The organism is Pseudomonas farris (assembly GCF_019145235.1).
GTDB classification, from domain to species: domain Bacteria; phylum Pseudomonadota; class Gammaproteobacteria; order Pseudomonadales; family Pseudomonadaceae; genus Aquipseudomonas; species Aquipseudomonas farris.
This window is the reverse complement of sequence record NZ_JAHSTV010000004.1, coordinates 94744-115802: the sequence shown is the minus strand read 5'-3', so window position 1 is coordinate 115802 and position 21059 is coordinate 94744. Positions and strand designations below refer to the sequence as shown.

Sequence of the window (21059 nt, the reverse complement as noted above, 5' to 3'; positions counted from 1 at the left end):
ATCGGCCAAAAGCGGCGTTCGATCCACTACCTTCCAGCCGATAAGCGAAAACCTCCCGATCTGTGAAAGCTAGTCTCTAAGGGTACGCATTATTTCCTCGACCACCGGCTTTGTGTATTTCTCACTGGGGTCAGTTTCCGGTGGGTCGTTACTGCGGAACCATTCACCTTGATCGAATGCCTGGTAAAGCGAGAAAGCGGGCTGAGGCATGTCGTTAGTCATGCCTACTTCAACCACAGCATTTATGATCCCGTTCATAACGCCGTCGCAAAAATCATAGAGCAGAGATCCTTGTAGATAGCCTTCCGCAACTGCGACGGACAGCTCGTTCAGCACATCATGCGGTGCAACGCCGAACCTTTCGCAAAGGGGGACTAGATCACTCAGCGTTAAACCGTCTGCTTCCGCTTTCACCGACAGTTCCTTGAGTTCGATCTTCGGTAACACCATGATCATGAGCTTCTTCCGGTTAGGTGCGAAGGTAGCGCTTACAGAGTGGCCGCACAGCGCCACACGTCAATTCCATGCTGCAATACGGATTCACGGTCGGTCAACTTCAGCTACAGGCAATGTCCGCTTTGGGTCGAATTTTGTCTGTCGCGAAGGACGGCAACCGACCCAAAGCTGACGCTCAGGATTCGCATTCTCAACCCCTTCCGTATGATGAATTCGTCCAAATGCTGAATTGCGGTGCCTTTATTGGTCAGAGGAGTATGCCTATCCGACATTTTTTCATTGTGTTGGCCGAGTGAATAGTTAACCATTCACTCAAGCGGACAGCCCCTGATAGTCGTGCAGCAACAACTGTCCAATTGAATGGAGTTTTGGCATGACACGAGGGTTTCCAACGTACAGCAAAGCTGCTCAGAAGGGCGATCGAGGCGTTGATATAGTTTCGCGTGTAATAAACGAGGAATTCGAGTGGCTATTCAAACGTAACCATCAAGAGCATGACTTCGGGATTGACGCGCAAGTAGATGTCGTCCTTGAGAGCGGCGCTGTCACAGGGCAAATGCTCGCATTGCAGATTAAGTATGGCTCATCTTTTTTTAGCGAAAAAAATAAATGGGGCTACGTTTTTCGCGGTGAACAAAAACACTTTAATTATCTTGCTAATTATCCAACGCCTGTTTTGATTATAATTTGCGATCCTGATACGAATGATTGTTACTGGGTTCATTTCGATCCGGGTGCCACATCTAAAGCAGGAAATAATTGGAAGATTACTATTCCTTTTGAAAACAAGCTTGAAATTTCGAAGGATGCAATTACTGATCTGCTACCTCCACCAGCAGACTACTTGAGCGAGGTAGAAAGCTACTGGGCGATGAACGATATCATCGTTAATCACAACCATTTTTTATTCATAATAGATCGTGTTGATGTTGAGGCGTTGGACTTTTCTAGCGTTCGAGAGTTTTTTGATCGAATTAGATCTACGCGTGAACTTGCAGAACATTGTCAGGGTAAAATAGAAATTTCATTTCATGGGTACGATCAAGATCCCCGTGAGTTGTTCGAAGTTTCGGAGGTTAGAGTTTTCGCCTCAAGGCTCTCCGCAGTACTTCCAGAACTATTATTTTTTGCATACGCTGGAGAGCGTAGTCACGGCTTAAAGACTATTTCTCTGTGCCTGACCGAAGTAAAGAGGTTGTCTTCTGTCCCAAATGCAGACAATAAAATTCCAGTCGAAGTTTCGACGGAAAAAATTGCACAATTTCTTAATGAACTCTGGCCTGGGCTCAATGAACTAACTGAGTGGCTAAATATGACAGTTGACGAAAATAAGCGAATTACCTTTGATGTGATACGCGCCTTAGGCTTTTCACCGCCGACAGATGAGGTCTAGCAATGCGCTCAAAGCGCCAACTATGGCGGGGTATCGCTGCTCTGTCGGTTGGACAATGACCGCTTTTGGCCGTTTTTTGCCCTTCACGCACTGAGGAAGGCAGCCAACTGCCTAAGCAGATGCGGATGCGGAAGTGATCCGCCACGGCTAAGTGTGTTCCGGGACACACTTAAACGGCAGCGCATAATGGAGTTTCGTTAAATGTCCCCTCACAAAAAAACACTCGGTGGACTTTTTTGCGCCTGCTGGACACCAGCCCTCCGGAGGCTGGCCTACCATTGCCATAGTGAATGGTTTTACGCGCACTTAGCCCTTGTCGTTCATTGCCAAAGGACTGCTTTTGAATGTCCGTGACGTACCTGCCGCTGGAGGCCTAGAACAAACACTGGAAACTCGACGGCGTACTGGTGCGCTGTCGATTGTGTGGGAGCGCCCAGGGCCTCACGGACGCCGGTGCTTTTAGTCATGCGCTCGGCTGTAAAGCGCGGAGCTTGAAAGCCCAATACCCTAATCGGGAACTGGCTTCCATCCTGCAGCAGAAAATCCAATCAGGCTTGTTTTGATGCGCGCAGGGATTCAAGACGGGCGTGATAGGACGGGTAGCTGAAAGTTTGAAAGGAAATGCGATAAGTGAGGATAGGGATAGCGAGGAAGACCAAAGCTTGGGTGAAAAGGTAAAAGCAGGCGAGCCGCTGATGGAACAGGCGGTGCAAGCATTACGCCGATACCACGAAGCGCAAGAGACTGGGCCTGCCGAAGAAGTGGAGAAGCTGCGCCTCGAAGCGGAAACATTCATGACGGCGGTGTCGGTGTATCAGCTTCGGGTGTCCCGCTCAAAGCGGATTGCATAGTCGTATATGGTCACTCCAAAGGATGATCAGGGCCATGGCACCGCCGATGACCACGAACATCCCTGCAACGATGGTCACCGGGCACCAGAACAATTCCCAGGCCGTGAGCTTGCTGGGTTCGGCAGTTGTACCGCTGGATTCAGTCGCCGACAAGCTGGTTCCGGCACCGACAAACCGCATGGTCTCGGCCCTCACCCTGACAATGTCAGCGTGAATCTTTTCGAGTTCCGCCTGGGTCAGCATGGTGTCCACCTCCGGGGTAAGCAGCGATCATAGCTTGCGTGATGGTGCAGTTGTGTTCCTTCGCGTAAGCCTCGATTCTGCGCCATTTTCTGGCCTTTCTCGATGGTTTTACCCGCTTCGCGTGTTCCCTTGTCCAGCACTCGCGCTTCGGTTTTCCGGTTCGGTTTTCTGTTCCTTGAGCCCTTCACGGCGTAACGGCTGTTTCTCAATGCAGCCGCGTTCGGGTTGTTCTTCGGCTGGCGAAGCCAGCCGATAGGACGTCCGTGTCGATTGACCTGTTAGCGGGCAATCGGAAGTTCCCGCGCCTTGGCCTTGGCGGTCCGCCGGAGTTCCGAGAGCGTCTGATGGAATGCATGCCGCCTATTCTGATCAAGGTTGAGCGGGAGGGAAAGTGTGGAAATCATGTGTTCCTCCAACACCCAGGGCGCTGGGTGCGGGCACCAGGCGACGAAGGCGTTTTCTTCAAGCCACTCCGACAGCTTCATCTCCCCCGAACTGAATGTCATTCGGAATCCGCTCCCAACGCGGCGCAACTCGATTCCGAGTTCTTCAGCAAGAAGGCAGCCAAGAGTGAGTCGGAGCGTGGAGCCCTCCGCGTTGCCGCGGAAGTGGTACCGAACGCGATGAAGCAGGCTTTGCTTGGACGGGGGTTTTCCGTTGGCAGGAGGAAGACGAGGAGAAATGCCGGTGTAGAGGAGCGTGAGGTCCTGGTAGGTGTGGCACCCGCTCGTCGGAACTCCAGGCGGAATGCACCGGAAATACCAGGCATAGACGCCTGGCTCCCTTGGCACGGGGCAAGGGCGGGTGAGCACTTCAGAGCGAGTCCATAAGCGACTCGGGTTCAGCAGTGAGGTAGCTTCTTGCACGCCGCTTGACTCCCTAACGCCCGCTTAATGGAGGGGTTAGGCGTCAGCGTGCTCGGACGAGCACCACACCTTTCCCTGTCTAGCTAGCTTAGACGTGGTTGCAGCAAACGCGATTTTGCCCGGAGGGAAGCACTAAAAAGATTACGGCAAGCCCTACTGCTTTCTAGATTCGAAAGCAGCATCGGCAAGGCTGTCCATTTGCCAGCGCTGGGTCTAACGTCCGCTCATGGCCGTTTTCTGCATGTCACCACCGGCAGCTATGGGTCGGATAGCGACGGTCTAGCATCGACCGTCACTATGGATGATCAGACTTCCGTCTGTTCCGCCATTTCCAAGGCATCATCGACCTCGATTCCCAGGTATCTGACAGTGCTTTCAAGCTTCGTATGACCAAGCAGGAGTTGGACAGCTCTCAGGTTCTTCGTCCTGCGATAGATCAACGATGCCTTGGTTCTCCGTAGCGTGTGAGTACCGTACATGGTTGGGGCAAGGCCAATGGCTGTCACCCACGCTTTGACTATTCGAGCGTATTGCCTTGTGGAAAGATGGTCTGAGTTGTGCAACCGGGTCGGAAACAAGAAGTCCTCGCTGCGGAGGCGGGCCTGATGTATCCAAGCCTCCAGAACCATTCGGGTTTGCTCAGTGATTTCAAATTGCACTGGATGCTGGGTTTTCTGCTGCATCACGATGGCTCGTGACGACACATGTTCCCCATGGGCTATGTCTCGTACTCGCAGCTTGGTTAAGTCACAAGCACGCAGCTTGCTGTCGATGGCCAAGTTGAAGAGCGCCAAATCACGTGTCTTCTCAGCAAGCTGTGAAGTCTTACGCGGATGGCCCAGATATCTCTGACTCGGAGCGGGGCTTTCTGCCCGACAAGCTTTCCCTTGTTCCAAGGCTGATGGCTGTATTCAGCAATAGTGTTCATGGCTAGTCCTCCACGTTGAGGGAGGACAAGGGTGGATCAGTCACAATGAGTGATGGTCGCTATCGACCCGAAGCGGTCATTCGTAGAGTCGCTATTGCAAGTTTTCTCGCTTATTTTCGATGCCAACTCTCGATACGCGCAATAGTGCAATCCATGAGCTCTACAATTTGGCGAGCGGCAGGTCTTCGTCCCAACATGCGCGATAGTATTTTGATCTAAGCGTTTCTAATTTACCGGAATCTTCTGGTCTACACTCGCATTAGCATATCTCGATCACAATACACAGGTATCAACTGAGGTTAGGTTATGTCCGATGACGGCTATGGACGCAGCAGGACAAGTATTTTTTTTCCAGTTTTCAGCATAGGGCAGGCAAAACTGGTGATTGTGTTGCTTCTCCTTTTACTGGTAATGGTCAGCGCCCTTGTGCCCGATACGGCTGAGGGGGGGTGGTTGCTGGTCCAGCAGATGATTTTGGTTTGTTACAAGGATATTGGGAGCATTAGTGAAGGCTCAAGGTATCCATTGGTAATAATGGTTAGTTTTTCTATGGCGATTATTTTGTCATGGGTTGCTGCTATTGTGATGTCATTGACTCGTCTTCACATGCATGCTTTACAACCTATTGAGAGTAAAAGCTATCTTGTAAGGGTTTTGAGCGTCGGGTTCATGCTAATGCTTTTGTTGGTCCCGCTGTTTCAAGTGTTGCCAAGTAGTGATCTACGTTACTCATATCATGTGCTTAAGACGATGTCGGAAAATCGATTATTGATAACTGGTGGGAGCATTGCGTATTTTCTGCTCTCTTTGACGTTTTGGGTGTGGATTTTATTTGAGTTTTCTAACTTGCTGGGCCGGAGGTCGCCAACACGTAATTGAACTCTGCCATGGCCAAGCAGCAAGTCGCTGACCGTTTGCAGCCGATCGCAACTGGCTGCTTTTGGCTGCTTTTTGCCGTTTTCTTCCCGTCGCGAATGGCAGAAAACCGACCCATAGCGGCCGTGCCCCAAAGGCAGAAACTGGCCGGTTTCTGCCTGTCGTAAGCGGCTGAAAACGATCATTTACGGTCGTTCACTGCTGGCAGCTACCAGCCATCGTCCATGAACGACTGGTTCCTGTTGCGCGAACACTGTAACCAGGGTAAGCAAGCTCAACACCGGCCAGATATACGAATGCAATCACACTGACGACAGCATTGGAAAAGCATTACTCATCCCTGTGGCCATATACGACTTGTTAACCGCTTTAGATCCCCCCGAAACCGATAAACCAGGGGAGTAAAGCCCTGCCTCTATGCCCTTCATACTCCGATTTCCTTCTAAGCTGCTTTCGACAATTAAACAAGCTGATCACTGCTGGGATAAATAATAAGCTGAACAACCAATGACGCGCATCTGTTGATTTAGAGGTGATTGTCGCAAGTAAAACAATTAGCACTATGCCAATAATTAAAAGGTTGTATCCAATATGTCGACGCTTCATTGAAGCAAAGCTTTCCCAATCATAAATCAGCCATTCGTGGGAAAAACTGTCGCAATTAGGGCACCTATGGGTTGGCGGAAGGTAGTCTGTGATATAACCACAATCAGGGCATCGAACTTTCATGGCGCTATCCTGACACTCTCTGATTAGGTGACATGCCATGTCGCGTTTCTTGTCGCGGTAAGCGCGAGGTAACCCGACAGGGGTGACGGCAAGCCCGACTACCATAAAGAGGGTAGCAGGACACCCCCTATTTGCCACTGTCCCCGATTGCTTGTAGCCGATTTCTGCCGTAGACGCTATCTATCTACTGCCGGCCTGTCCACCGACTGCTTTTGGCCGTTCTCAGCCCATCATGGTTACAACGTGTGCTGGTCAAAAGTGCGGCAGACTGAGTCGCTTCTGATTTCGTAGTGCTTTTGGCCGATTCCTTGTGTCACCTCAGGCAGGAACCAACCTAAAGCGCACACCGGTTACCAGCAAAGGTACGATCAAATCGATGCCAAAGAGGCACGCTGCACAGCGCTCAGACTTTCAGTAGTCGTTGTGTAGTTAATGAAAGGAATATTTGCAGCGTTTCAGGAGTGTACGTCCCAGTAGGTGCTATCCCGTCCACCATTTGCATTTCAAAAAAGAGTCCGTCTGGTGCGTTTCTTACAATCAGCATTGAGGTCTGAGATGGGGAATCTTCGTTGTACATCGTGGCTCTGAAGAATGCTGGTACCGACTCGGTTGCAGGATGAAAACTTGAGTTCAATACTCGGCGCCGGTAGCGGACATTTATCACAGGCGCATCTGATTCATGCGTTGCCACTTGATTTACTAGAGCTCCCGTGGTTTGAGGCGTGTTCAGAGCTTCATCGAGCCATTCGCGCCACATTTGTAGCTCTGGATTGCTTTTATGCAGAGTAGAAATTGCGTTGAAAAAGTCCGAGCGGATTGCCCGAACAAACGTCGCTGTCGAAGCCTGACGTTGCTGGTACTCCACCTCAATCAAGGTCTGTGCACGCAATAACTCAATTGACCTATCACTATCTTCTTTAGTGATTTGACCATCTGACATCGCACGAAGCCCCTTGGCAAACTGGATCAAAGATGGACGATTATTGGGATTGATCGCGGCAGCATGGGATATGAGCAGCATCGCATGGTGAATGAGTGGTTGCCTTGGAAACAGCTGACCAAGGTCGTATTCCCTTTCGAACCACACGGGGCCGGGAAAGACGATCCCTCGTTCACCGTAGATCATCGCCCAAAAGACTTTCCCCAAGCTGAACACGTCGCCTTTTTCATCAACTTCTGCCACCCGGCCTACGGAATATTCGGGAGGGCGATATGCCCACGCCCCCATAGCCCGTAGTCGAGGGGTCAAACGCTCATCCTGAGCAAGATATGCGCATCCAAAATCTGCCAGATGAAGAGTTTGCTCCGATTCTTTGAAAAGTAAATTCGAGGGTTTGATATCCCGATGATGGATCGGCCGTTCGCGCCGGGCCAAGGCCGCAAGGGTGTCTGCTATAGGTAAGAGCGCCCGTGCTGCCGCGTCGGGTTGTCCTCTAAAGAGATGGATGATCTCTTCAAGGTTTTTATCCATTTTCTCCATAACAATTTCGACGTCACCAGCGCGCTCCCGGACCTCTCGAACAGCTACCAAACTAAGCCCAGGGACCTCCTGAAGCGAAAATACTATCTCAGCCTCGCGTTTGAATCTCGCAACAGCCTCCCGGCTAGCGCCAGGTTTTAATCGCTTAATCGCATGGCGCCCATCCGTCCATACATAGGCATTTCCGCCTGCCCCTAATTGAACCCAGCTATCAGGTACGCCTGGGTGATTTTTCTTCCATGCGCTCGCTTCCATAGAAGTCACTACCGGTGATTTAAGTTTGAATGCTGAAGCCTATCATGACCGCATCGTGTGGACCGTCACCGGCAGCTTTTGGCCGTTCTCGGTCAATAATCAAAGCGGACTCCGACCACGGATCGTAATCGCCCCTAGCGGGTAATTCGAGACCCGACGCAGGGTTGCATACGGCATGGTGTGCCTGATTGGATGTTTATCCGTAACTTGCCATCGGGCAAGGTAGGGGGAGGTCAAAAGTCTGGAGTCTTCGCCCGAAGGACCGATCCTTGCCTGTTTCAATCATTAATTCGTAGTTTTTTAGGAAATCGCTGTCTTGGGCGAATTTGAGGGGAATGCTGGGAGGTGCTGCGTCAAAAGTATTAGCGTTCGCAGTATCGGCCCCCGCGCCCAAACAATTTTTCCATCTCTTCATAACTTGTGTTCCTAACCACCATCCCTAAACGGGGATCGTAATGATGATCACAAGCGTTACTTGGCGACGGCAATACAGGGGGAGGGTGTCGGCACGACAGGCGACCGGCTGGAGGCGGAGAAGATAAGGGTACTTCCCGTTTTAGGTATACGTTTAGGTATACATACTGAGATGAATAATAGATAAATCCAGTAACATAGAGGCCTGTAGACGGTATGTTCGACCCCGGCTTCGGCACCATCTTGCATTCCACTGAGCGCTTTTAAGTTCTTTGGAAGCCTTGAAAAACCTGCCTTCTGGCGGGTTTTTTCGTTTTAGCATTCCGTCGGATTCTTGTCCATTCTTCTGGAATCCAGTCATTTAGAGGGTAAAGTTAGGGGTAGTCTTTGGTTCGATTAAGGATAGTACCCTTATGTCGCGCACAACTGCTCCGCTTACCGACGCTGCTTGCCGTTTAGCCAAGCCAACAGACCGTCCCTACAAGCTTTTCGACGGCGACGGTCTCTATCTCCTAATCCAACCCAATGGCCGTAAAGGTGTAGTGGTCTAATGAAACCGGACACCCATTTAGGCGAGAATGCTCGCCAGATCGAGGTGTCAGATGACCAAACAACGCCGTTCCTTTTCTGCTGAATTCAAACGCGAGGCTGTCGACCTCGTCCTCAAGCAAAATTACAGCTACATCGAAGCCAGCCGTTCACTGGGTGTCGGTGAGTCGGCCCTGCGTCGCTGGGTTGATCAGGTTCAGCAGGAGCGCCAAGGCGTCACTCCGCAGAGCAAAGCCCTGACCCCGGAACAGCAGAAAATCCAGGAACTGGAAGCTCGTATCGCTCGGCTTGAGCGAGAGAAATCCATCCTAAAAAAGGCTGCCGCGCTCTTGATGTCGGAAGATCACGAGCGTTCGCGCTGATTGACCAACTGAGTGTCCACGAGCCGGTTGATTGGCTGTGCAAGGTGTTTGAAGTCACTCGCTCGTGTTATTACGCCCAGCGTCTCAGGCGCCGGACTCCCGACGTTGAGCGGCTTCGGCTGCGCAGTCGGGTCAATGAACTGTTCACGCAAAGTCGCAGTGCTGCGGGCAGTCGCAGCATCTTGTCGATGCTGCGTGAAGACGGTGAGCAGCTCGGAAGATTCAAAGTGCGCAGCCTGATGCGCGAGCTTGACCTCGTCAGTAAACAGCCCGGATCACATGCCTATAAACGAGCGACGGTTGAACGGTTGGATATCCCGAACATCTTGAATCGGGAGTTCGATGTTCCGGCACCCAACCAGGTCTGGTGCGGCGACAATCACCTACATCTGGGCCCAGGGGAAATGGCATTACCTGGCTGTCGTGCTGGATCTTTGTACGCGCCGAGTGGTGGGCTGGGCACTGTCGGAAAAGCCGGACGCTGATCTGGTTATCAAGGCGCTGGATGTGGCTTACGAGCAACGAGGAAGACCTCAGGGCCTGCTGTTTCACTCGGATCAAGGGTCGCAGGGCGAATTCAACCGGTCGTCGCAACACTGGATTGTTGGACAGATTTTAGATACTCATTCAATGCTTCGGCAGGTGTTTTCCAACCGAGTGTTTTCCGGGGTCTCGTGTTCAGCACAATCAAAGCCGCCGCTGAGCTTATAGCGGGAGCGAAGCGCATCGTGGTGTTCACCGGTGCCGGCATTTCCGCAGACAGCGGGATTCCCACTTTTCGAGATCCATTGACCAGCATCTGGGCCCACTATGATCCGGAGAAGCTTGAGACGGCGAATGCTTTCCGGGAAAACGCCGCACTGGTGTGGGGATGGTACTTGTGGCGAAGAGCACTTGTCGCCCAAGCCAGCCCAAACGCTGCTCATCTTGCCGTTGCACAACTGGCCCAAACTGGCCGAGAAGTGACCGTGGTCACTCAAAACATCGATGACCTGCACGAACGGGCAGGATCGTCCGGGGTGATCCATTTGCATGGTGCGCTCGACCTGCCTAAATGCTTCGCTTGTCACCGAACTCCAGCTTCCGTGTCTCTGGATCACCAGTTTGTCAGCGAGGGCTTAAGCGTTGAACCACCCCGCCGCCCGCGTTGTAACGGGAAGCTGAGACCTGGGGTCGTGTGGTTTGGGGAGGATTTGCCTACCGCCGTTTGGAAACGGGCGGTTCAGGCAGCGCAGGGCTGTGATGTGCTGCTGTCTATCGGCACTTCAGGCGTGGTATTCCCGGCGGCAGAGATCCCAAGAATTGCGCTCAAGTCAGGCGCGCGCGTAGTGCATATCAATACTACGGAGACTCCCCTTGAGAGCCCTCTGGAAATGTCCCTAGTTGGCCGCGCAGCGATTTGTGTCCCCGCAATCGTCTCCCCGATCGCAATGCCCGGCGAAGTTGTTTAATGGAATTATTTGGCTGTTGTTCGGGATTCAATGATCTTCAGGGACGAGCACTGAGCCTGCCCACAACCTCTGCACAGACGGACGCAGCCCTGTGCTTAGCGAATGTTTCAAAAACTGTCTCCAGCGGTGAAAGTCGGTGCCGGGATCATCACTTATCTAGGAAGCATCGCGAGCATCATTGCTGCGATCCCGATCATTCACCCGTTCACGAACTTTAACTCCAACGTTGTGAGTCATTGGGAAAGCCACTACTCCTACCCCATTACAGGCGGCAGGTGAAGCTTCAAAGGGAAAATTGCGTTAGTTAAAAATCGCGCATATTAATCTTCAGCAATTCCCCAGTTCGCCGATGAGCATAATTCAGGGCTCAAGAATTGAGTCTTTGAATAACTAGGGGCGATTCAACATGCCCGAACGATCATGCCTTTGGTCAACGATCTATCAACCAACGGTTTCGGGAACGGTGTTATTGCGGAGCTTTTGATCAGATGCTTGAGTGTTCTCATACCCGATTGAATGATCAGGGTTTGATTAACCATGGACACATGGATGATCGACTCCACTGCCGTATGAGTAGCTCAGGTCTCATAAAGCGCAGGGAAAGAGGGGGGTGAGGAACCTCATAATCACGCGCTCGGGCGGAGCCAAGGCATGTTTAGCTGGCTGAAGGAGAGTCGTATCGTGAATGGCTATTCGCAGGTCGAGATTTCGGGTTCAGCCGTCAGCGCAATGTATGAGGAGCAAAAGGATTCCGCTTTTGTTTCGATGAACCCGGCAAAACTGTATCAAGTCGGCTTGTTGGGACGGCGCTTGAGGGACGGCGGAGGGGGAAGCGCCGAGTCGATCCTTGCCAACCTCATGGAACCATTGCATGCGAGTTTCACTGACGAGATTACAAGGGCGGTGAAGGCCAACGATGCACAGCTGATCATCGGCTATTACCCGGTTATCGATCTGCTGTCGCATCAGATACTGGCAAACGAATTCCCCACAGCTCCTGAAGACCGTCCAGGATCTCAGCATCTGTTCAATGTATTGCTTGAGTTCGACCGGTGGCGAACCGACCTGCTTCCTTTGGTCAATACCAATACACGAATCGTTATTCATTCTGATCATGGAATGACACCGCTGAAATGGGATGTCTATCCCAACCGTCATTTACTCGATGCGGGCTGGATGGCGTTGAAGCAGGATGGCAGCCTTGACGCTGATCGTAGCGTCGCCTTTTTCCATCCTGCCGAAAATGGTCTTTTGGTCGTTCACTCAGAGCGTGCGCATGCACGCGGTTTTGACGTTGATGTCGAGATTGCGGTGCTGAACAAACAATTGGCTCAGTCTGGTCTGTCGAAGATCTCATTGCTTCAGGCGATTTCCGCTGAGATTTCCGATCCGTGGAAAGCAAGTTACTACCTCCAACCACCTGACGAAGGACGGTTGCGATTCGGCCATTCAGAAACACTGGTCTGCCGAAGTTGCAAGGGCGGCGATCACACTGTTTACCACCCTGCACCCTGGCTCAGGGGAGTATTGGTAGACGCAAGCCAGACGGCATTTATATGTTCATCGGTGGGCGAATTGACCCTGCCTTCAATTATCGAAACCGTACTAAAATCCGAGGGACTGGAAGAATGATCCTGATTATCATTGCAATTATTTCAGTTGTGCAGTCGTTATTTGGCGTAGGTTTGTTGTTATTCGGTACACCGATAATGCTTTTCATGGGTTACACGTTCCCCGTCGCGCTGAGCATACTATTGCCCGCGTCATTGACCATCAGTGTTCTGCAACTGTTGATAGACAAATCGGTAGGTCGCGCAAACCTTCGATCTTTTGTATTCTTCGGTCTGCCGTTCCTCGCGCTCGGGCTTATTGCCAACCTGAGCGGACTGTTGAAGTTGAACATTGAGGTGATGGTGGCCTTGCTATTGATTTTGAGTAGCGCGCTCAGATTATTCAGCGGCCCTAAACGGTGGCTGTCCGCCGTGTTTTCAAAACATGCCCATGTGGCTCTGGCAACTACCGGGTTATTGCACGGGTTGACAAACATGGGGGGGAGTCTGCTGTCGATCTATTGCTCATCAGCATTTGAAGAAAAAAACTCGTGCGGCAAAATATTGCTTTGGGGTACGCCTGTTTTGCAGCGACCCAATTGTTGATTCTGGTCGCAACAGGTACTTTTGAGCCAAGCCTGACGCCGCTGTATTCCGCCGCTATCGCAGCATTGGTGTATTTGTTTATCGGGCAGATGCTGTTCCGCAGGGTTAATGCGTCAGGCTATAACTTTCTATTCAGTGGCTTCATGGTCGCTTGCGCTGGCTTGATGCTGTCAAAAAAATATTTATTTTAAGAGGCTAAACCATGAAACCCAAAGGTCTTTTGATCGATATCGACGGGACATTAGTACACCAGGGGATCGCTATTCCTGGCGCCGTAAAAGCGATTGAATACGCCCAGGACAGCGGGCTAAAGTGCCGTTTTCTGACCAATATAACCGGTCGGACCCCTGAGGCGATTGCGACTGATTTACAAACGTTGGGCTTTCCTGTTGTCGCGCAACAGATTCAGACGGCCACCACGGCATGCGTTGATTTTCTGAAAGAAATGCCGGGGCAGACAAGCCATCTGCTGGTGCCTGAAACAGTGCGTCCACTTTTCGATGGCATCGCCATTGATAACGAGCGACCTGATAACGTTGTTATCAGTGATATCGGCCGAGCGTTTTGTTTTGACAATCTGAATGAAGTGTTTTTGATGCTTCGAAACGGCGCCAGACTTATTGCGTTGCAGAAGAATCTGTTCTGGTATGACGTCGACGGACCGAAGCTGGATTGCGGTGCATTCATTGCCGGCCTTGAACTGGCCACTCAACAGACTGCCGAAGTGACCGGAAAGCCTTCACGGCTGTTTTTTGAAATGGCCCTCAAGGCTATCGCGTGCAGCGCTGAAGAGGTATGGGTCATCGGTGACGACCCGAGCACTGACCTCGCAGGGGCGAACGCCATCGGCGCCAGATCAGTGCAGGTTCTTACCGGAAAGTCTGCGAATGGATCAATGTCTGTCGAGCATCATGGTACCCATTGCCTGTCCTCTATCGCTGATTTGCCGCACCTGCTCGATAACCTTTTAATTCGCTACCCTTGAGGTACCTGTCATGTCATTAGGCTCAACCTCCACATCGACGCGAAGTCTTTACGTGATAGGTGCTATTGCTGTGTTTCTTGCCGTGTTGATGAGTGCGGCAAAAACCGTATATGTCTCTTCATTGGTCAGTCACTTGAACCCGGCAGTGTTGATTGTCTGCACATTCATCATTGCTGCAGGCTACTTCAATATACAGGCCGCGATTACGTCCAGGTCGCTGCCGGACTTTATTTCGTCCTGGCGAGATTTGCTTCTGCTGAATGTGTGCAGTGCAGTGGCGTGGATTGCTTTTTATTTCGCGTTGAAGTTTATTGCGCCGACGATTGTCAGTTGCCTTATTACCGGAATAGGTCCTCTGACGGCATTGATCATGGACCGCTTCATCAGAAATAATCGTCAATGGTCACTGATTGACATTATTGTAGGTTCAGGCATTTTGGCCGTGACCGTGCTGCTCAGCCTTTCAAGCGTTTCGGGAACGTCGAATGAATCCGTTGCCGGCATATGGACCGGTCTTGCGCTGAGCATTGCCTCGGGCATAGGTCTGACGGGCGTTACGATATACAGCAAGAAACTCTATAGTAACAATTGGAGTTCCGTGCAGGTTGCCGCCCACAGGTTTTATTTGTTGATTGTCCTCTGCTTTGTCTACGCCGTTGTATTCCTGTCATCGGCAGAGATAACTGCTTGGCGGTCAAGCATCCCTGCGATTATGACCATTGCGGTCGTTGGTATAATCGTTCCAACTCTGTTGATTCAATTTGGCATCAAAAAATGTGTACCTGTTACGGTCAGCACGGTATTGGCAATGGGGCCGGTGCTCACTTATATAGCGCAGGTGGTCGACGGCCGTAGCCCCATGACCACGGCCGCAAGCATTGCAGTCAGTGCGATCACCATCCTGGTCTTATTGAACACTTACAATCATGTTCGCCGGGCACCTGAAATCGTCAAAAATCCAATGGAGAGCTCTCGTTGATGACCACCCTGAACTTTACTGTCGAAGAACGAGCGCTTAGAAATCCTTACAGCTATGCACGCTCGACGATTGCGGTCCAAGAAGTCATTGTTGTTGAAGTTTTTCGCCACGGACACGTCGGGCGCGGCGAGTGCTCACCTTACAGTTCATTCTTTGAGCGACCCACTCAAGAAGTCATCGATCAGATCAGGCGAGTCCAGGCGCATATCAGCGATTCGTTTGATCGGGTCGAGTTGATGAAACTTCTTCCCGCCGGTCCTGCACGCTGTGCGATCGATTGTGCACTCTGGGACCTTGAGGCCAAGGTGGCAGGACGTCCTGTTTACGAACTTGCGGCGCGCGCCCGGCCTCTTGCTGTATCAATTGCCTATACCATAGGCCTGGATAGTTTAGATGTGGTGCAAAAGACTGCAGAGCTTGCCGCTCACCTGCCCATTTTGAAAATTAAAGGTGGTCTTGAAAACGATGCTGAGCGCGTACAAATCGTGCGACAGGCTGCCCCTCTTGCACGTCTTACCATTGACCCGAATGGAGGGTGGAGTGTCGGTTTTTTAAAACGCATCATTCCGGTCTTGGAAGCATGCAATATCGAAATGCTTGAGCAGCCGTTACAGCGCGTGATGATCACCACCTTGCTGAAATTTCGACGTCGATTCCCATTTTTGCCGATGAATCTTTTTCCGATGACAATGACTTCGGCATTGCTGCGGCCCATTACGACGGTATTAACATCAAGCTGGACAAGTGTGGTGGACTCACCGCGGGCTACGACCTGGTCGATAAAGCCAGACAAGAAGGTCTCAAAGTCATGGTGGGCTGCCTGGGTGGCACTTCACTCTCGGCGGCGCCTGGGATGTTGATTGCGGCGTATGCCGATTTCGTCGACCTGGACAGTCAGTTATGGCACCTGAATGATCGTGAGCCGGCGCTGCCTTACAAAGACGGCGTTTTAAGTCCCGGGACCATGGCTGACTGGGGAGGTCACTCTTCATGATGGCGCTTCTTGTCCTTACCTTTCGTTTTCCAGAGGGTCGTGTCGGATGCTGATCGCCCAAGTGACGGACATTCATATTGGCGTGCGCAGCGACTGCGCAACAGCCAAGATTGCCAATATCGAACGCCTGGCTAATACATTTCGCCAGATTTCGAAGCTCCAACAGCAACCGGATCTTATCGTCTTCACAGGCGACATTACGGAGAGCGGATCGATCGCGGAGTATCGGGCCTTCGCTGAAAACCTGTCGGCGGATATTCCATGTATCGTTTTGCCTGGTAATCATGACCTGATTGAAAATATGCGCGTTGTACTTGAACCGCGCGGGATCGTGAGCAATACCCATTTTCTAAGCCGGGGTGATACTTCGCTTTTGGTCGTCGGTCTGGACTCATCGGTACAGGGCGAGTCACACGGCTTTTTGTCCGGGGATGAGCTTTCCCGGCTTGCATCGACTCTCCGTGAACACTCGTCTACGCCTACGCTTCTTGCTCTGCATCACCCGCCGATCAATTGCGGTGTCGACAGACTGGACAGGATCAATCTGACAAATGCTGTTGAGTTGGCAAATGTCATAGCACCGCACGATCAGGTCGTCGGCATCATGACGGGGCACTACCACAGGGCGATCTTTGCCAAGTGGAATACCACAGCAGTTGCTGTGTGCCCGTCGGTTGCTCGCCCACTGGCTTTGAATCTGGTCTCTGGTGATATTTGCTACGCCAATGGCGCACCGGGCTTCATGCTGCACCGTTGGGACGGCGAATGTCTGGTGAGTGCAGTGGTAGAGGTTGAACTGGAGGGCTCACTCCCGCGATGCTGAACCAGTCTCTTATCATTCACTGTTCCATAAGCTGCAACGTGTGACTTGCCACCGGCCTGGCCTCCCGGGACAGCACGGTATAAATCGCAGGCAGAACGAACAGCGTGAACAGGGTGCCTGTCATCATGCCGATGCCGATGCCGATGCCGATGCCGATCACGAGGCCCAGGCCGAAGCGTCTGTTGGCGCCAGCGCCCGAAGCAAATAGCAGCGGGATCAAGCCCACAACCATCGCGGCGACGGTCATCAGAATGGGGCGCAGCCGGATGCGCGATGCCCGCACGATGGCCTGGGCAGAGGTGCCGCCGCTGAGGGTGCGCAGTTCGTTGGCGAATTCCACCATGAGGATGCCGTGTTTGCTGATCAGTCCGATCAGTGTCACTAGTCCGATCTGCGTGTAGATGTTCAGGCTGGCGAGCCCCATCGCCAGAGGGATCAATGCGCCGCAGGTTGAGAGCGGTACGGTGATCAGGATGATCAGCGGGTCGATCAGGCTTTCGTACTGGGCCGCCAGCACCATGTAGATCACGATCAGAGCGAAGAGAAACGCATAGAGCAGAGCGTTGCCTTCGTGAATGAACTGTCGGGCTTCGGCTTGCCAGTCGTGGGTGAATCCGGTTCGCAGCGCCGCGCTCTGTTCCTGAAGGAACGCGACTGCCGTGCCGATGCTCAGTATCCGATCCACGAACCCCACATTCCAAGCCGATAGCTGACGCCTGATGCTGCGCTCCCGATTTCTTTCAGGAGCCAGCACCATGATGCGTCCCAACGCCAGCGTTGAAAAAGTGTACCTCTACCCGAAACCAGTCGACTTTCGGAAGTCTATCGATGGCCTGGCTGCGCTGGTCGAGTTGGATATCAAAGTTGCCGTGTTCGACCCCGTACTTTTCGTCTTTCTCAATCGCCATCGCAACCGCGTCAAAGTGTTGTACCGGGAGCGCAACGGCTTCTGTCTCTGGCTCAAGCGCCTGGAGTCTGAACGTTTCAAAACCTCGCCGGATGAGGTCGACGTGTTGGCGCTGACGCGATTTTAACCCAGGCTGCTGATTTTGACTGACCTATATGCGGTATCTGAAATTCTGCGCAAAGACTTCGTTCGCTGAGTGTTTGGGTAGGTCAATGAATTCCGGCAGCCTGGGTTAAAATCGCATCAGCGGCAACAGAATCCATACGCGGCGCCCCACTGCGTTCCAGTCGTATCATTGGAACCCCAATGAGGGTACACATAGAGGTACAGGAATTTTCGAACTTAAAAATTTCCTTTATTTTCAGCGACAACGAGGAAGGTTCGATTCCGGCTTCGCACCATATTTATCAAAGGTCTGCATGAGGTTTCTCATGCAGGCCTTTGTCGTTTCTGCCTCCTCGATGCCAGTCGGTTAAGCATTTCAGCCCCGACGCACGCGTTGCAGCTGCTACAGATCCACATCAAACACCTACTTCTCCGTCCATTTCCCACCACCGGTTTCGCAATCGATCTTGGCCTGCGGCAGGTTCTCGATGCTGTAGTAATACGTGATGACCTGGGCATTGTCGGGGATGTTCAGCGGTTTGCTGTTCTTGTCCTTGCTGATGGACTGAGGGTTGGCCAGCGCCTCTGCAGTCAATGTGCCCAGGCAGGTGGCCCGATAGCGATCGCCGCACTGTGCGACTTTTTTCTTGGTGCTGGTCAGCATTTCCTTGCTCTCGTTGCTGCAGGACCAATCTATAGAGTCCACGGGCATGCCTTCGTATTCATAGCAGGAGTGTGTTTCGATCACGGGAACTGAAGGGCTTTGGGATCGGGTTTTGACGTCGCACCCTTGCGCCATCACCCACGTGGGGCACAGGCAGACGATCAGAAGCAGAAAAAGTCTGTTCATCGGTATTTCCTCTCCTATAGCGCCCCGTTTTGGGGTTCGGGAGTCAGCTACACGAATGGCTGGCCGGTGAAACCGCGCGGCAGTCTTTGCAAACCGGGCATTTCGATCAGTCGCTGGGTCCAGGCTGCGCGCCAGTCAGTGGCAGTGTGGGCGACTTTGGCCTTACGTGCGGCGCGACGGGCAGCGTTGCGTTCGGCTTTGCGTGCTTCTTTGAATGCATCGGTGTTTCGGCAGCTTCTGCATTTCACGCGAGTCAGTATGGTGCTTGAAGTCAGCTTGCTGCCTTTGTGTCCGCAGGCAAGATGCCCGCCGACTTTGAAGTGAGTGACCATGGGACATCTCCTTCGTGATGTGTAATCGTTCGACAGACGGGCGAGGGCGTTCGTTCGCTATAAAGCAGGCAAAAAAAAGGCCCGCATGCGGGCGGGCCAGGGGATTTCTTGAAAGGAGTGGATGCACTGTAGGGGATGAATTGTGAAGGCCGTGTGAAATGGGAAAAGACACAAACAAAAAAATCCCGGCAAATGTGGCCGGGTGGGTGTGTAGTGCATGACAGGCAGGCAGGTATAAGCCTGGTGACGATTGTCACCGTTCAGGTGCCCTGAATGGGGCTTTGTGCCTGGCTCAAGTACTTGGGTCGACTCATCTGAAACGAGGCAGCGGCGGCTCGACAGGTTTGAGTGAAGACAGCGCGCTGCGAATCTGCGGCGTGTCTTTCTCGATGTCATTCAGACGATCGCGAATCCTGAGGGCTGTCGGATGCCCCCCTTGATTATCAACCCAATCGGCGATTTCCTTGCATGCAGCGGCAAGGCGCGCCTGACGGGAGTCAAGCAGGGTAAGCAGGGTGGTGATGGACTCTTTCTCGGACATGACATACACCTCCGTTCAAAGAAATCGGGCAAAGGGCAACAAAAAGCCCGCGAGGAGCGAGCTTTCTGCCGGTGGGGTGCTGATCCTTCAGCTCCTTTGAGTATAGACCCGGAAATAAAACCGGTCAGCTTCAGGCTTGCCGGGACTTCGGCGAGCTGACCGCGTTAAGCCGTCGACATTCGCGTGCGGCGTCCTCTTCAAGATCGAAGCCGTCACCGATGAAGCCGCGAGTGCGGGTATCGGCGATGCGATACCAGACGGCAGCGTCGGGTGGCGGGTGATCGGGTTCTCCGGCCCGGCGACCATGAATAATGATCTTGTTGCAGCGTTTCACAACGAAAATGTCTTCCATGGCGTCACCGAAGCTATTCGTATTCAGATCAAGCATAGAAGCCCTTTGCAATCATGCAAAAAAATGGGCAGGTCAGCTCGTCGGTTAGTTCGCCTCACGATGTTTCGGCCGTCTCGATCAGTTTGTCCAGGAGCACCGCCAGCGCGACTTCTTCGGCCCTGAGCCTTTTACGTCCCCTCGATCGCGGCAATTCGGACAATGCGCCCCGCATGAAACCATCGACGACTGCGGGGTGGATGTAGCACTTGCGGCAAACCGCCGGAGTGTTGCCCAACTGCCGGGCGACGTTTTTGACCATTTCCACCACATGCCGCTTCGCGTCGGCTTCCGACTCCCATTGCAGCTCGCGCAACACCGCCAACGCCAACGCACTGCCGGCCCAGGTGCGGTAGTCCTTGGCGGTGAAATCGGCGCCGGTCAGCGTCTGCAAGTAGGCGTTGACGTCGGAGGAGCTGATGGTGTGCCGCTCACCGTTTTCGTCCAGATACTGAAAGAGGTTTTGCCCGGGGATTTCCAGGCAACGTTTGATAATCCGCGCCAGGCGCCGGTCTTTTACGGTGATCAGGTGCTCGATGCCGCTCTTGCCGCGAAACTGGAACAGGATCGCGCTGCCGTTGACCTCGACGTGACGGCTGCGCAGGGTCGTCAGGCCATAGGAACGATTGTCCCGGGCGTATTGCGTGTTGCCGATCCGGATCAGCGTCGCATCGAGCAAGGTAATCACCGTGGCCATGACCTTGTCGCGGCTGAAGCCGGGCGCGGCCAACAGAGTTTCAAGCTGTTTGCGCAGTTTCGGCAGGGCCTGGCCGAAGTCCCGCAAGCGCGAATATTTGTCGGCATCGCGTACTTCCCGCCAGCGCGGGTGATAACGGTATTGCTTGCGGCCGCGAGCGTCGCGGCCGGTTGCTTGCAGATGGCCGCACGGGTCGGGGCAAATCCATACATCGGTGTAGGCGGGCGGCACCGCAAGTGCATTGAGGTGTTTGATTTCATCCGGATCGGTAATGCGTTGCCCCGCCGGGTCGAAGTAGCAAAATTTGCCGCGCAGGAGCTTGCGGGTGATGCCGGGCTGGCTGTCATCGACGTAATGCAGGTCGGGCGGCAGAACATCGGGCAACGCGGTATCTGGCATGGCGGGCAATCCTGGGCGACGAATCATGGGGCGTTAAGCCATTGACCGCG

21 protein-coding genes and 4 pseudogenes are annotated in these 21059 nt (G+C 52.8%); 14 read left to right on the top strand and 11 right to left on the bottom strand.

Annotated elements, in window-relative coordinates:
* Positions 1-69: 69 nt before the first annotated feature.
* Complete coding sequence (locus KVG95_RS09610) at positions 70-456, bottom strand: hypothetical protein (protein ID WP_217855968.1); 387 nt, start codon at positions 454-456, stop codon at positions 70-72.
* A gap of 373 nt (positions 457-829) precedes the next feature.
* On the opposite strand from KVG95_RS09610, the gene KVG95_RS09605 reads away from it, so the two are divergent.
* Positions 830-1849, top strand: coding sequence for a DUF4365 and DUF1817 domain-containing protein (locus KVG95_RS09605; protein WP_217855966.1), 1020 nt, complete (start codon positions 830-832; stop codon positions 1847-1849).
* A gap of 662 nt (positions 1850-2511) precedes the next feature.
* Positions 2512-2700 (top strand): hypothetical protein, encoded by a 189-nt coding sequence (locus KVG95_RS09600; RefSeq protein WP_217856518.1) that lies wholly within the window; start codon positions 2512-2514, stop codon positions 2698-2700.
* On the opposite strand, the gene KVG95_RS09595 is transcribed toward KVG95_RS09600, so the two are convergent.
* The 3 genes and pseudogenes from KVG95_RS09595 to KVG95_RS09585 form a co-directional block, all read right to left on the bottom strand.
* Positions 2683-2943 carry a hypothetical protein gene (locus tag KVG95_RS09595; RefSeq protein ID WP_217855964.1) on the bottom strand — a complete coding sequence of 87 codons (261 nt, stop codon included), beginning with the start codon at positions 2941-2943 and terminating at the stop codon, positions 2683-2685. The two genes, KVG95_RS09600 and KVG95_RS09595, sit on opposite strands and share 18 nt — an antisense overlap.
* 278 nt (positions 2944-3221) lie before the next feature.
* Complete coding sequence (locus KVG95_RS30120) at positions 3222-3734, bottom strand: GIY-YIG nuclease family protein (RefSeq protein ID WP_217856484.1); 513 nt, start codon at positions 3732-3734, stop codon at positions 3222-3224.
* 380 nt (positions 3735-4114) lie between these two features.
* Positions 4115-4737 (bottom strand): annotated as a pseudogene (locus KVG95_RS09585) (tyrosine-type recombinase/integrase).
* A 306-nt stretch (positions 4738-5043) separates the two neighbouring features.
* On the opposite strand from KVG95_RS09585, the gene KVG95_RS09580 reads away from it, so the two are divergent.
* On the top strand, positions 5044-5616 hold the full coding sequence (locus KVG95_RS09580; RefSeq protein ID WP_217855962.1) for a hypothetical protein: 573 nt from the start codon (positions 5044-5046) through the stop codon (positions 5614-5616).
* Positions 5617-6745: 1129 nt separating this feature from the next.
* On the opposite strand, the gene KVG95_RS09575 is transcribed toward KVG95_RS09580, so the two are convergent.
* Positions 6746-8077, bottom strand: a complete 1332-nt coding sequence (locus KVG95_RS09575) for a protein kinase domain-containing protein (protein WP_217855960.1) — start codon at positions 8075-8077, stop codon at positions 6746-6748.
* A gap of 1016 nt (positions 8078-9093) precedes the next feature.
* On the opposite strand from KVG95_RS09575, the pseudogene KVG95_RS09570 reads away from it, so the two are divergent.
* From KVG95_RS09570 to KVG95_RS09530, 10 genes and pseudogenes are all read left to right on the top strand, one after another.
* A pseudogene (locus KVG95_RS09570) lies at positions 9094-9972 on the top strand (IS3 family transposase); the annotation flags it as partial.
* A gap of 104 nt (positions 9973-10076) precedes the next feature.
* Complete coding sequence (locus KVG95_RS09565; protein ID WP_367616737.1) at positions 10077-10853, top strand: SIR2 family NAD-dependent protein deacylase; 777 nt, start codon at positions 10077-10079, stop codon at positions 10851-10853.
* A 651-nt stretch (positions 10854-11504) separates the two neighbouring features.
* Positions 11505-12485: an alkaline phosphatase family protein gene (locus tag KVG95_RS09560; protein ID WP_217855958.1), complete on the top strand. Its 981-nt coding sequence runs from the start codon at positions 11505-11507 to the stop codon at positions 12483-12485.
* Positions 12482-13009, top strand: coding sequence for a hypothetical protein (locus KVG95_RS09555; protein WP_217855956.1), 528 nt, complete (start codon positions 12482-12484; stop codon positions 13007-13009). The genes KVG95_RS09560 and KVG95_RS09555 overlap by 4 nt, the downstream gene beginning before the upstream one ends.
* Positions 13003-13200 (top strand): hypothetical protein, encoded by a 198-nt coding sequence (locus KVG95_RS09550; RefSeq protein WP_217855955.1) that lies wholly within the window; start codon positions 13003-13005, stop codon positions 13198-13200. The genes KVG95_RS09555 and KVG95_RS09550 overlap by 7 nt, the downstream gene beginning before the upstream one ends.
* An 11-nt stretch (positions 13201-13211) precedes the next feature.
* On the top strand, positions 13212-13994 hold the full coding sequence (locus KVG95_RS09545; RefSeq protein ID WP_217855953.1) for a TIGR01458 family HAD-type hydrolase: 783 nt from the start codon (positions 13212-13214) through the stop codon (positions 13992-13994).
* Positions 13995-14004: 10 nt separating this feature from the next.
* Positions 14005-14973 carry a DMT family transporter gene (locus KVG95_RS09540; protein ID WP_217855951.1) on the top strand — a complete coding sequence of 323 codons (969 nt, stop codon included), beginning with the start codon at positions 14005-14007 and terminating at the stop codon, positions 14971-14973.
* Positions 14973-15611: pseudogene (locus KVG95_RS09535) on the top strand (enolase C-terminal domain-like protein); the annotation flags it as partial. The gene KVG95_RS09540 and the pseudogene KVG95_RS09535, both read left to right, overlap by 1 nt.
* 2 nt (positions 15612-15613) lie before the next feature.
* Positions 15614-15967: an enolase C-terminal domain-like protein gene (locus tag KVG95_RS30115; protein ID WP_367616744.1), complete on the top strand. Its 354-nt coding sequence runs from the start codon at positions 15614-15616 to the stop codon at positions 15965-15967.
* Between the two features lie 46 nt (positions 15968-16013).
* A complete protein-coding gene (locus KVG95_RS09530) occupies positions 16014-16790 on the top strand; it encodes a metallophosphoesterase (RefSeq protein WP_217855947.1) in 777 nt (258 codons plus the stop codon).
* Positions 16791-16806: 16 nt separating this feature from the next.
* Here the strand turns inward: KVG95_RS09530 and KVG95_RS09525 are convergent.
* Positions 16807-17463, bottom strand: a pseudogene (locus KVG95_RS09525) (efflux RND transporter permease subunit); the annotation flags it as partial.
* 82 nt (positions 17464-17545) lie between these two features.
* On the opposite strand from KVG95_RS09525, the gene tnpB reads away from it, so the two are divergent.
* Entirely contained in the window at positions 17546-17824 is a 279-nt protein-coding gene (gene tnpB, locus KVG95_RS09520) for an IS66 family insertion sequence element accessory protein TnpB (protein ID WP_225922972.1), read from the top strand.
* 402 nt (positions 17825-18226) lie between these two features.
* On the opposite strand, the gene KVG95_RS09515 is transcribed toward tnpB, so the two are convergent.
* The 5 genes from KVG95_RS09515 to KVG95_RS09495 all read right to left on the bottom strand — a co-directional run bounded on the left by KVG95_RS09515 (position 18227) and on the right by KVG95_RS09495 (position 21009).
* Positions 18227-18652 (bottom strand): hypothetical protein, encoded by a 426-nt coding sequence (locus KVG95_RS09515; protein WP_217855945.1) that lies wholly within the window; start codon positions 18650-18652, stop codon positions 18227-18229.
* A gap of 47 nt (positions 18653-18699) precedes the next feature.
* Positions 18700-18984 carry a hypothetical protein gene (locus tag KVG95_RS09510; RefSeq protein ID WP_123358501.1) on the bottom strand — a complete coding sequence of 95 codons (285 nt, stop codon included), beginning with the start codon at positions 18982-18984 and terminating at the stop codon, positions 18700-18702.
* 310 nt (positions 18985-19294) lie between these two features.
* Positions 19295-19525: a hypothetical protein gene (locus KVG95_RS09505; protein WP_008012835.1), complete on the bottom strand. Its 231-nt coding sequence runs from the start codon at positions 19523-19525 to the stop codon at positions 19295-19297.
* Between the two features lie 130 nt (positions 19526-19655).
* Complete coding sequence (locus tag KVG95_RS09500; RefSeq protein WP_038983179.1) at positions 19656-19913, bottom strand: hypothetical protein; 258 nt, start codon at positions 19911-19913, stop codon at positions 19656-19658.
* A 58-nt stretch (positions 19914-19971) separates the two neighbouring features.
* Positions 19972-21009: a DNA topoisomerase IB gene (locus KVG95_RS09495; protein ID WP_217855943.1), complete on the bottom strand. Its 1038-nt coding sequence runs from the start codon at positions 21007-21009 to the stop codon at positions 19972-19974.
* Between the last annotated feature and the right edge of the window lie 50 nt (positions 21010-21059).

Excerpts from the sequence above, each read along its gene's own strand:
- KVG95_RS09505 (WP_008012835.1), bottom strand. The coding sequence starts at position 19,525 with ATGTCCGAGAAAGAGTCCATCACCACCCTGCTTACCCTGCTTGACTCC.
- KVG95_RS09515 (WP_217855945.1), bottom strand. The coding sequence starts at position 18,652 with ATGAACAGACTTTTTCTGCTTCTGATCGTCTGCCTGTGCCCCACGTGG.
- KVG95_RS09540 (WP_217855951.1), top strand. The coding sequence starts at position 14,005 with ATGTCATTAGGCTCAACCTCCACATCGACGCGAAGTCTTTACGTGATA.
- KVG95_RS09595 (WP_217855964.1), bottom strand. The coding sequence starts at position 2,943 with ATGCTGACCCAGGCGGAACTCGAAAAGATTCACGCTGACATTGTCAGG.
- KVG95_RS09510 (WP_123358501.1), bottom strand. The coding sequence starts at position 18,984 with ATGGTCACTCACTTCAAAGTCGGCGGGCATCTTGCCTGCGGACACAAA.
- KVG95_RS09605 (WP_217855966.1), top strand. The coding sequence starts at position 830 with ATGACACGAGGGTTTCCAACGTACAGCAAAGCTGCTCAGAAGGGCGAT.
- KVG95_RS09610 (WP_217855968.1), bottom strand. The coding sequence starts at position 456 with ATGATCATGGTGTTACCGAAGATCGAACTCAAGGAACTGTCGGTGAAA.
- KVG95_RS09575 (WP_217855960.1), bottom strand. The coding sequence starts at position 8,077 with ATGGAAGCGAGCGCATGGAAGAAAAATCACCCAGGCGTACCTGATAGC.
- tnpB (WP_225922972.1), top strand. The coding sequence starts at position 17,546 with ATGATGCGTCCCAACGCCAGCGTTGAAAAAGTGTACCTCTACCCGAAA.
- KVG95_RS09530 (WP_217855947.1), top strand. The coding sequence starts at position 16,014 with ATGCTGATCGCCCAAGTGACGGACATTCATATTGGCGTGCGCAGCGAC.
- KVG95_RS09555 (WP_217855956.1), top strand. The coding sequence starts at position 12,482 with ATGATCCTGATTATCATTGCAATTATTTCAGTTGTGCAGTCGTTATTT.
- KVG95_RS09500 (WP_038983179.1), bottom strand. The coding sequence starts at position 19,913 with ATGCTTGATCTGAATACGAATAGCTTCGGTGACGCCATGGAAGACATT.
- KVG95_RS09580 (WP_217855962.1), top strand. The coding sequence starts at position 5,044 with ATGTCCGATGACGGCTATGGACGCAGCAGGACAAGTATTTTTTTTCCA.
- KVG95_RS09545 (WP_217855953.1), top strand. The coding sequence starts at position 13,212 with ATGAAACCCAAAGGTCTTTTGATCGATATCGACGGGACATTAGTACAC.
- KVG95_RS09560 (WP_217855958.1), top strand. The coding sequence starts at position 11,505 with ATGTTTAGCTGGCTGAAGGAGAGTCGTATCGTGAATGGCTATTCGCAG.
- KVG95_RS09495 (WP_217855943.1), bottom strand. The coding sequence starts at position 21,009 with ATGCCAGATACCGCGTTGCCCGATGTTCTGCCGCCCGACCTGCATTAC.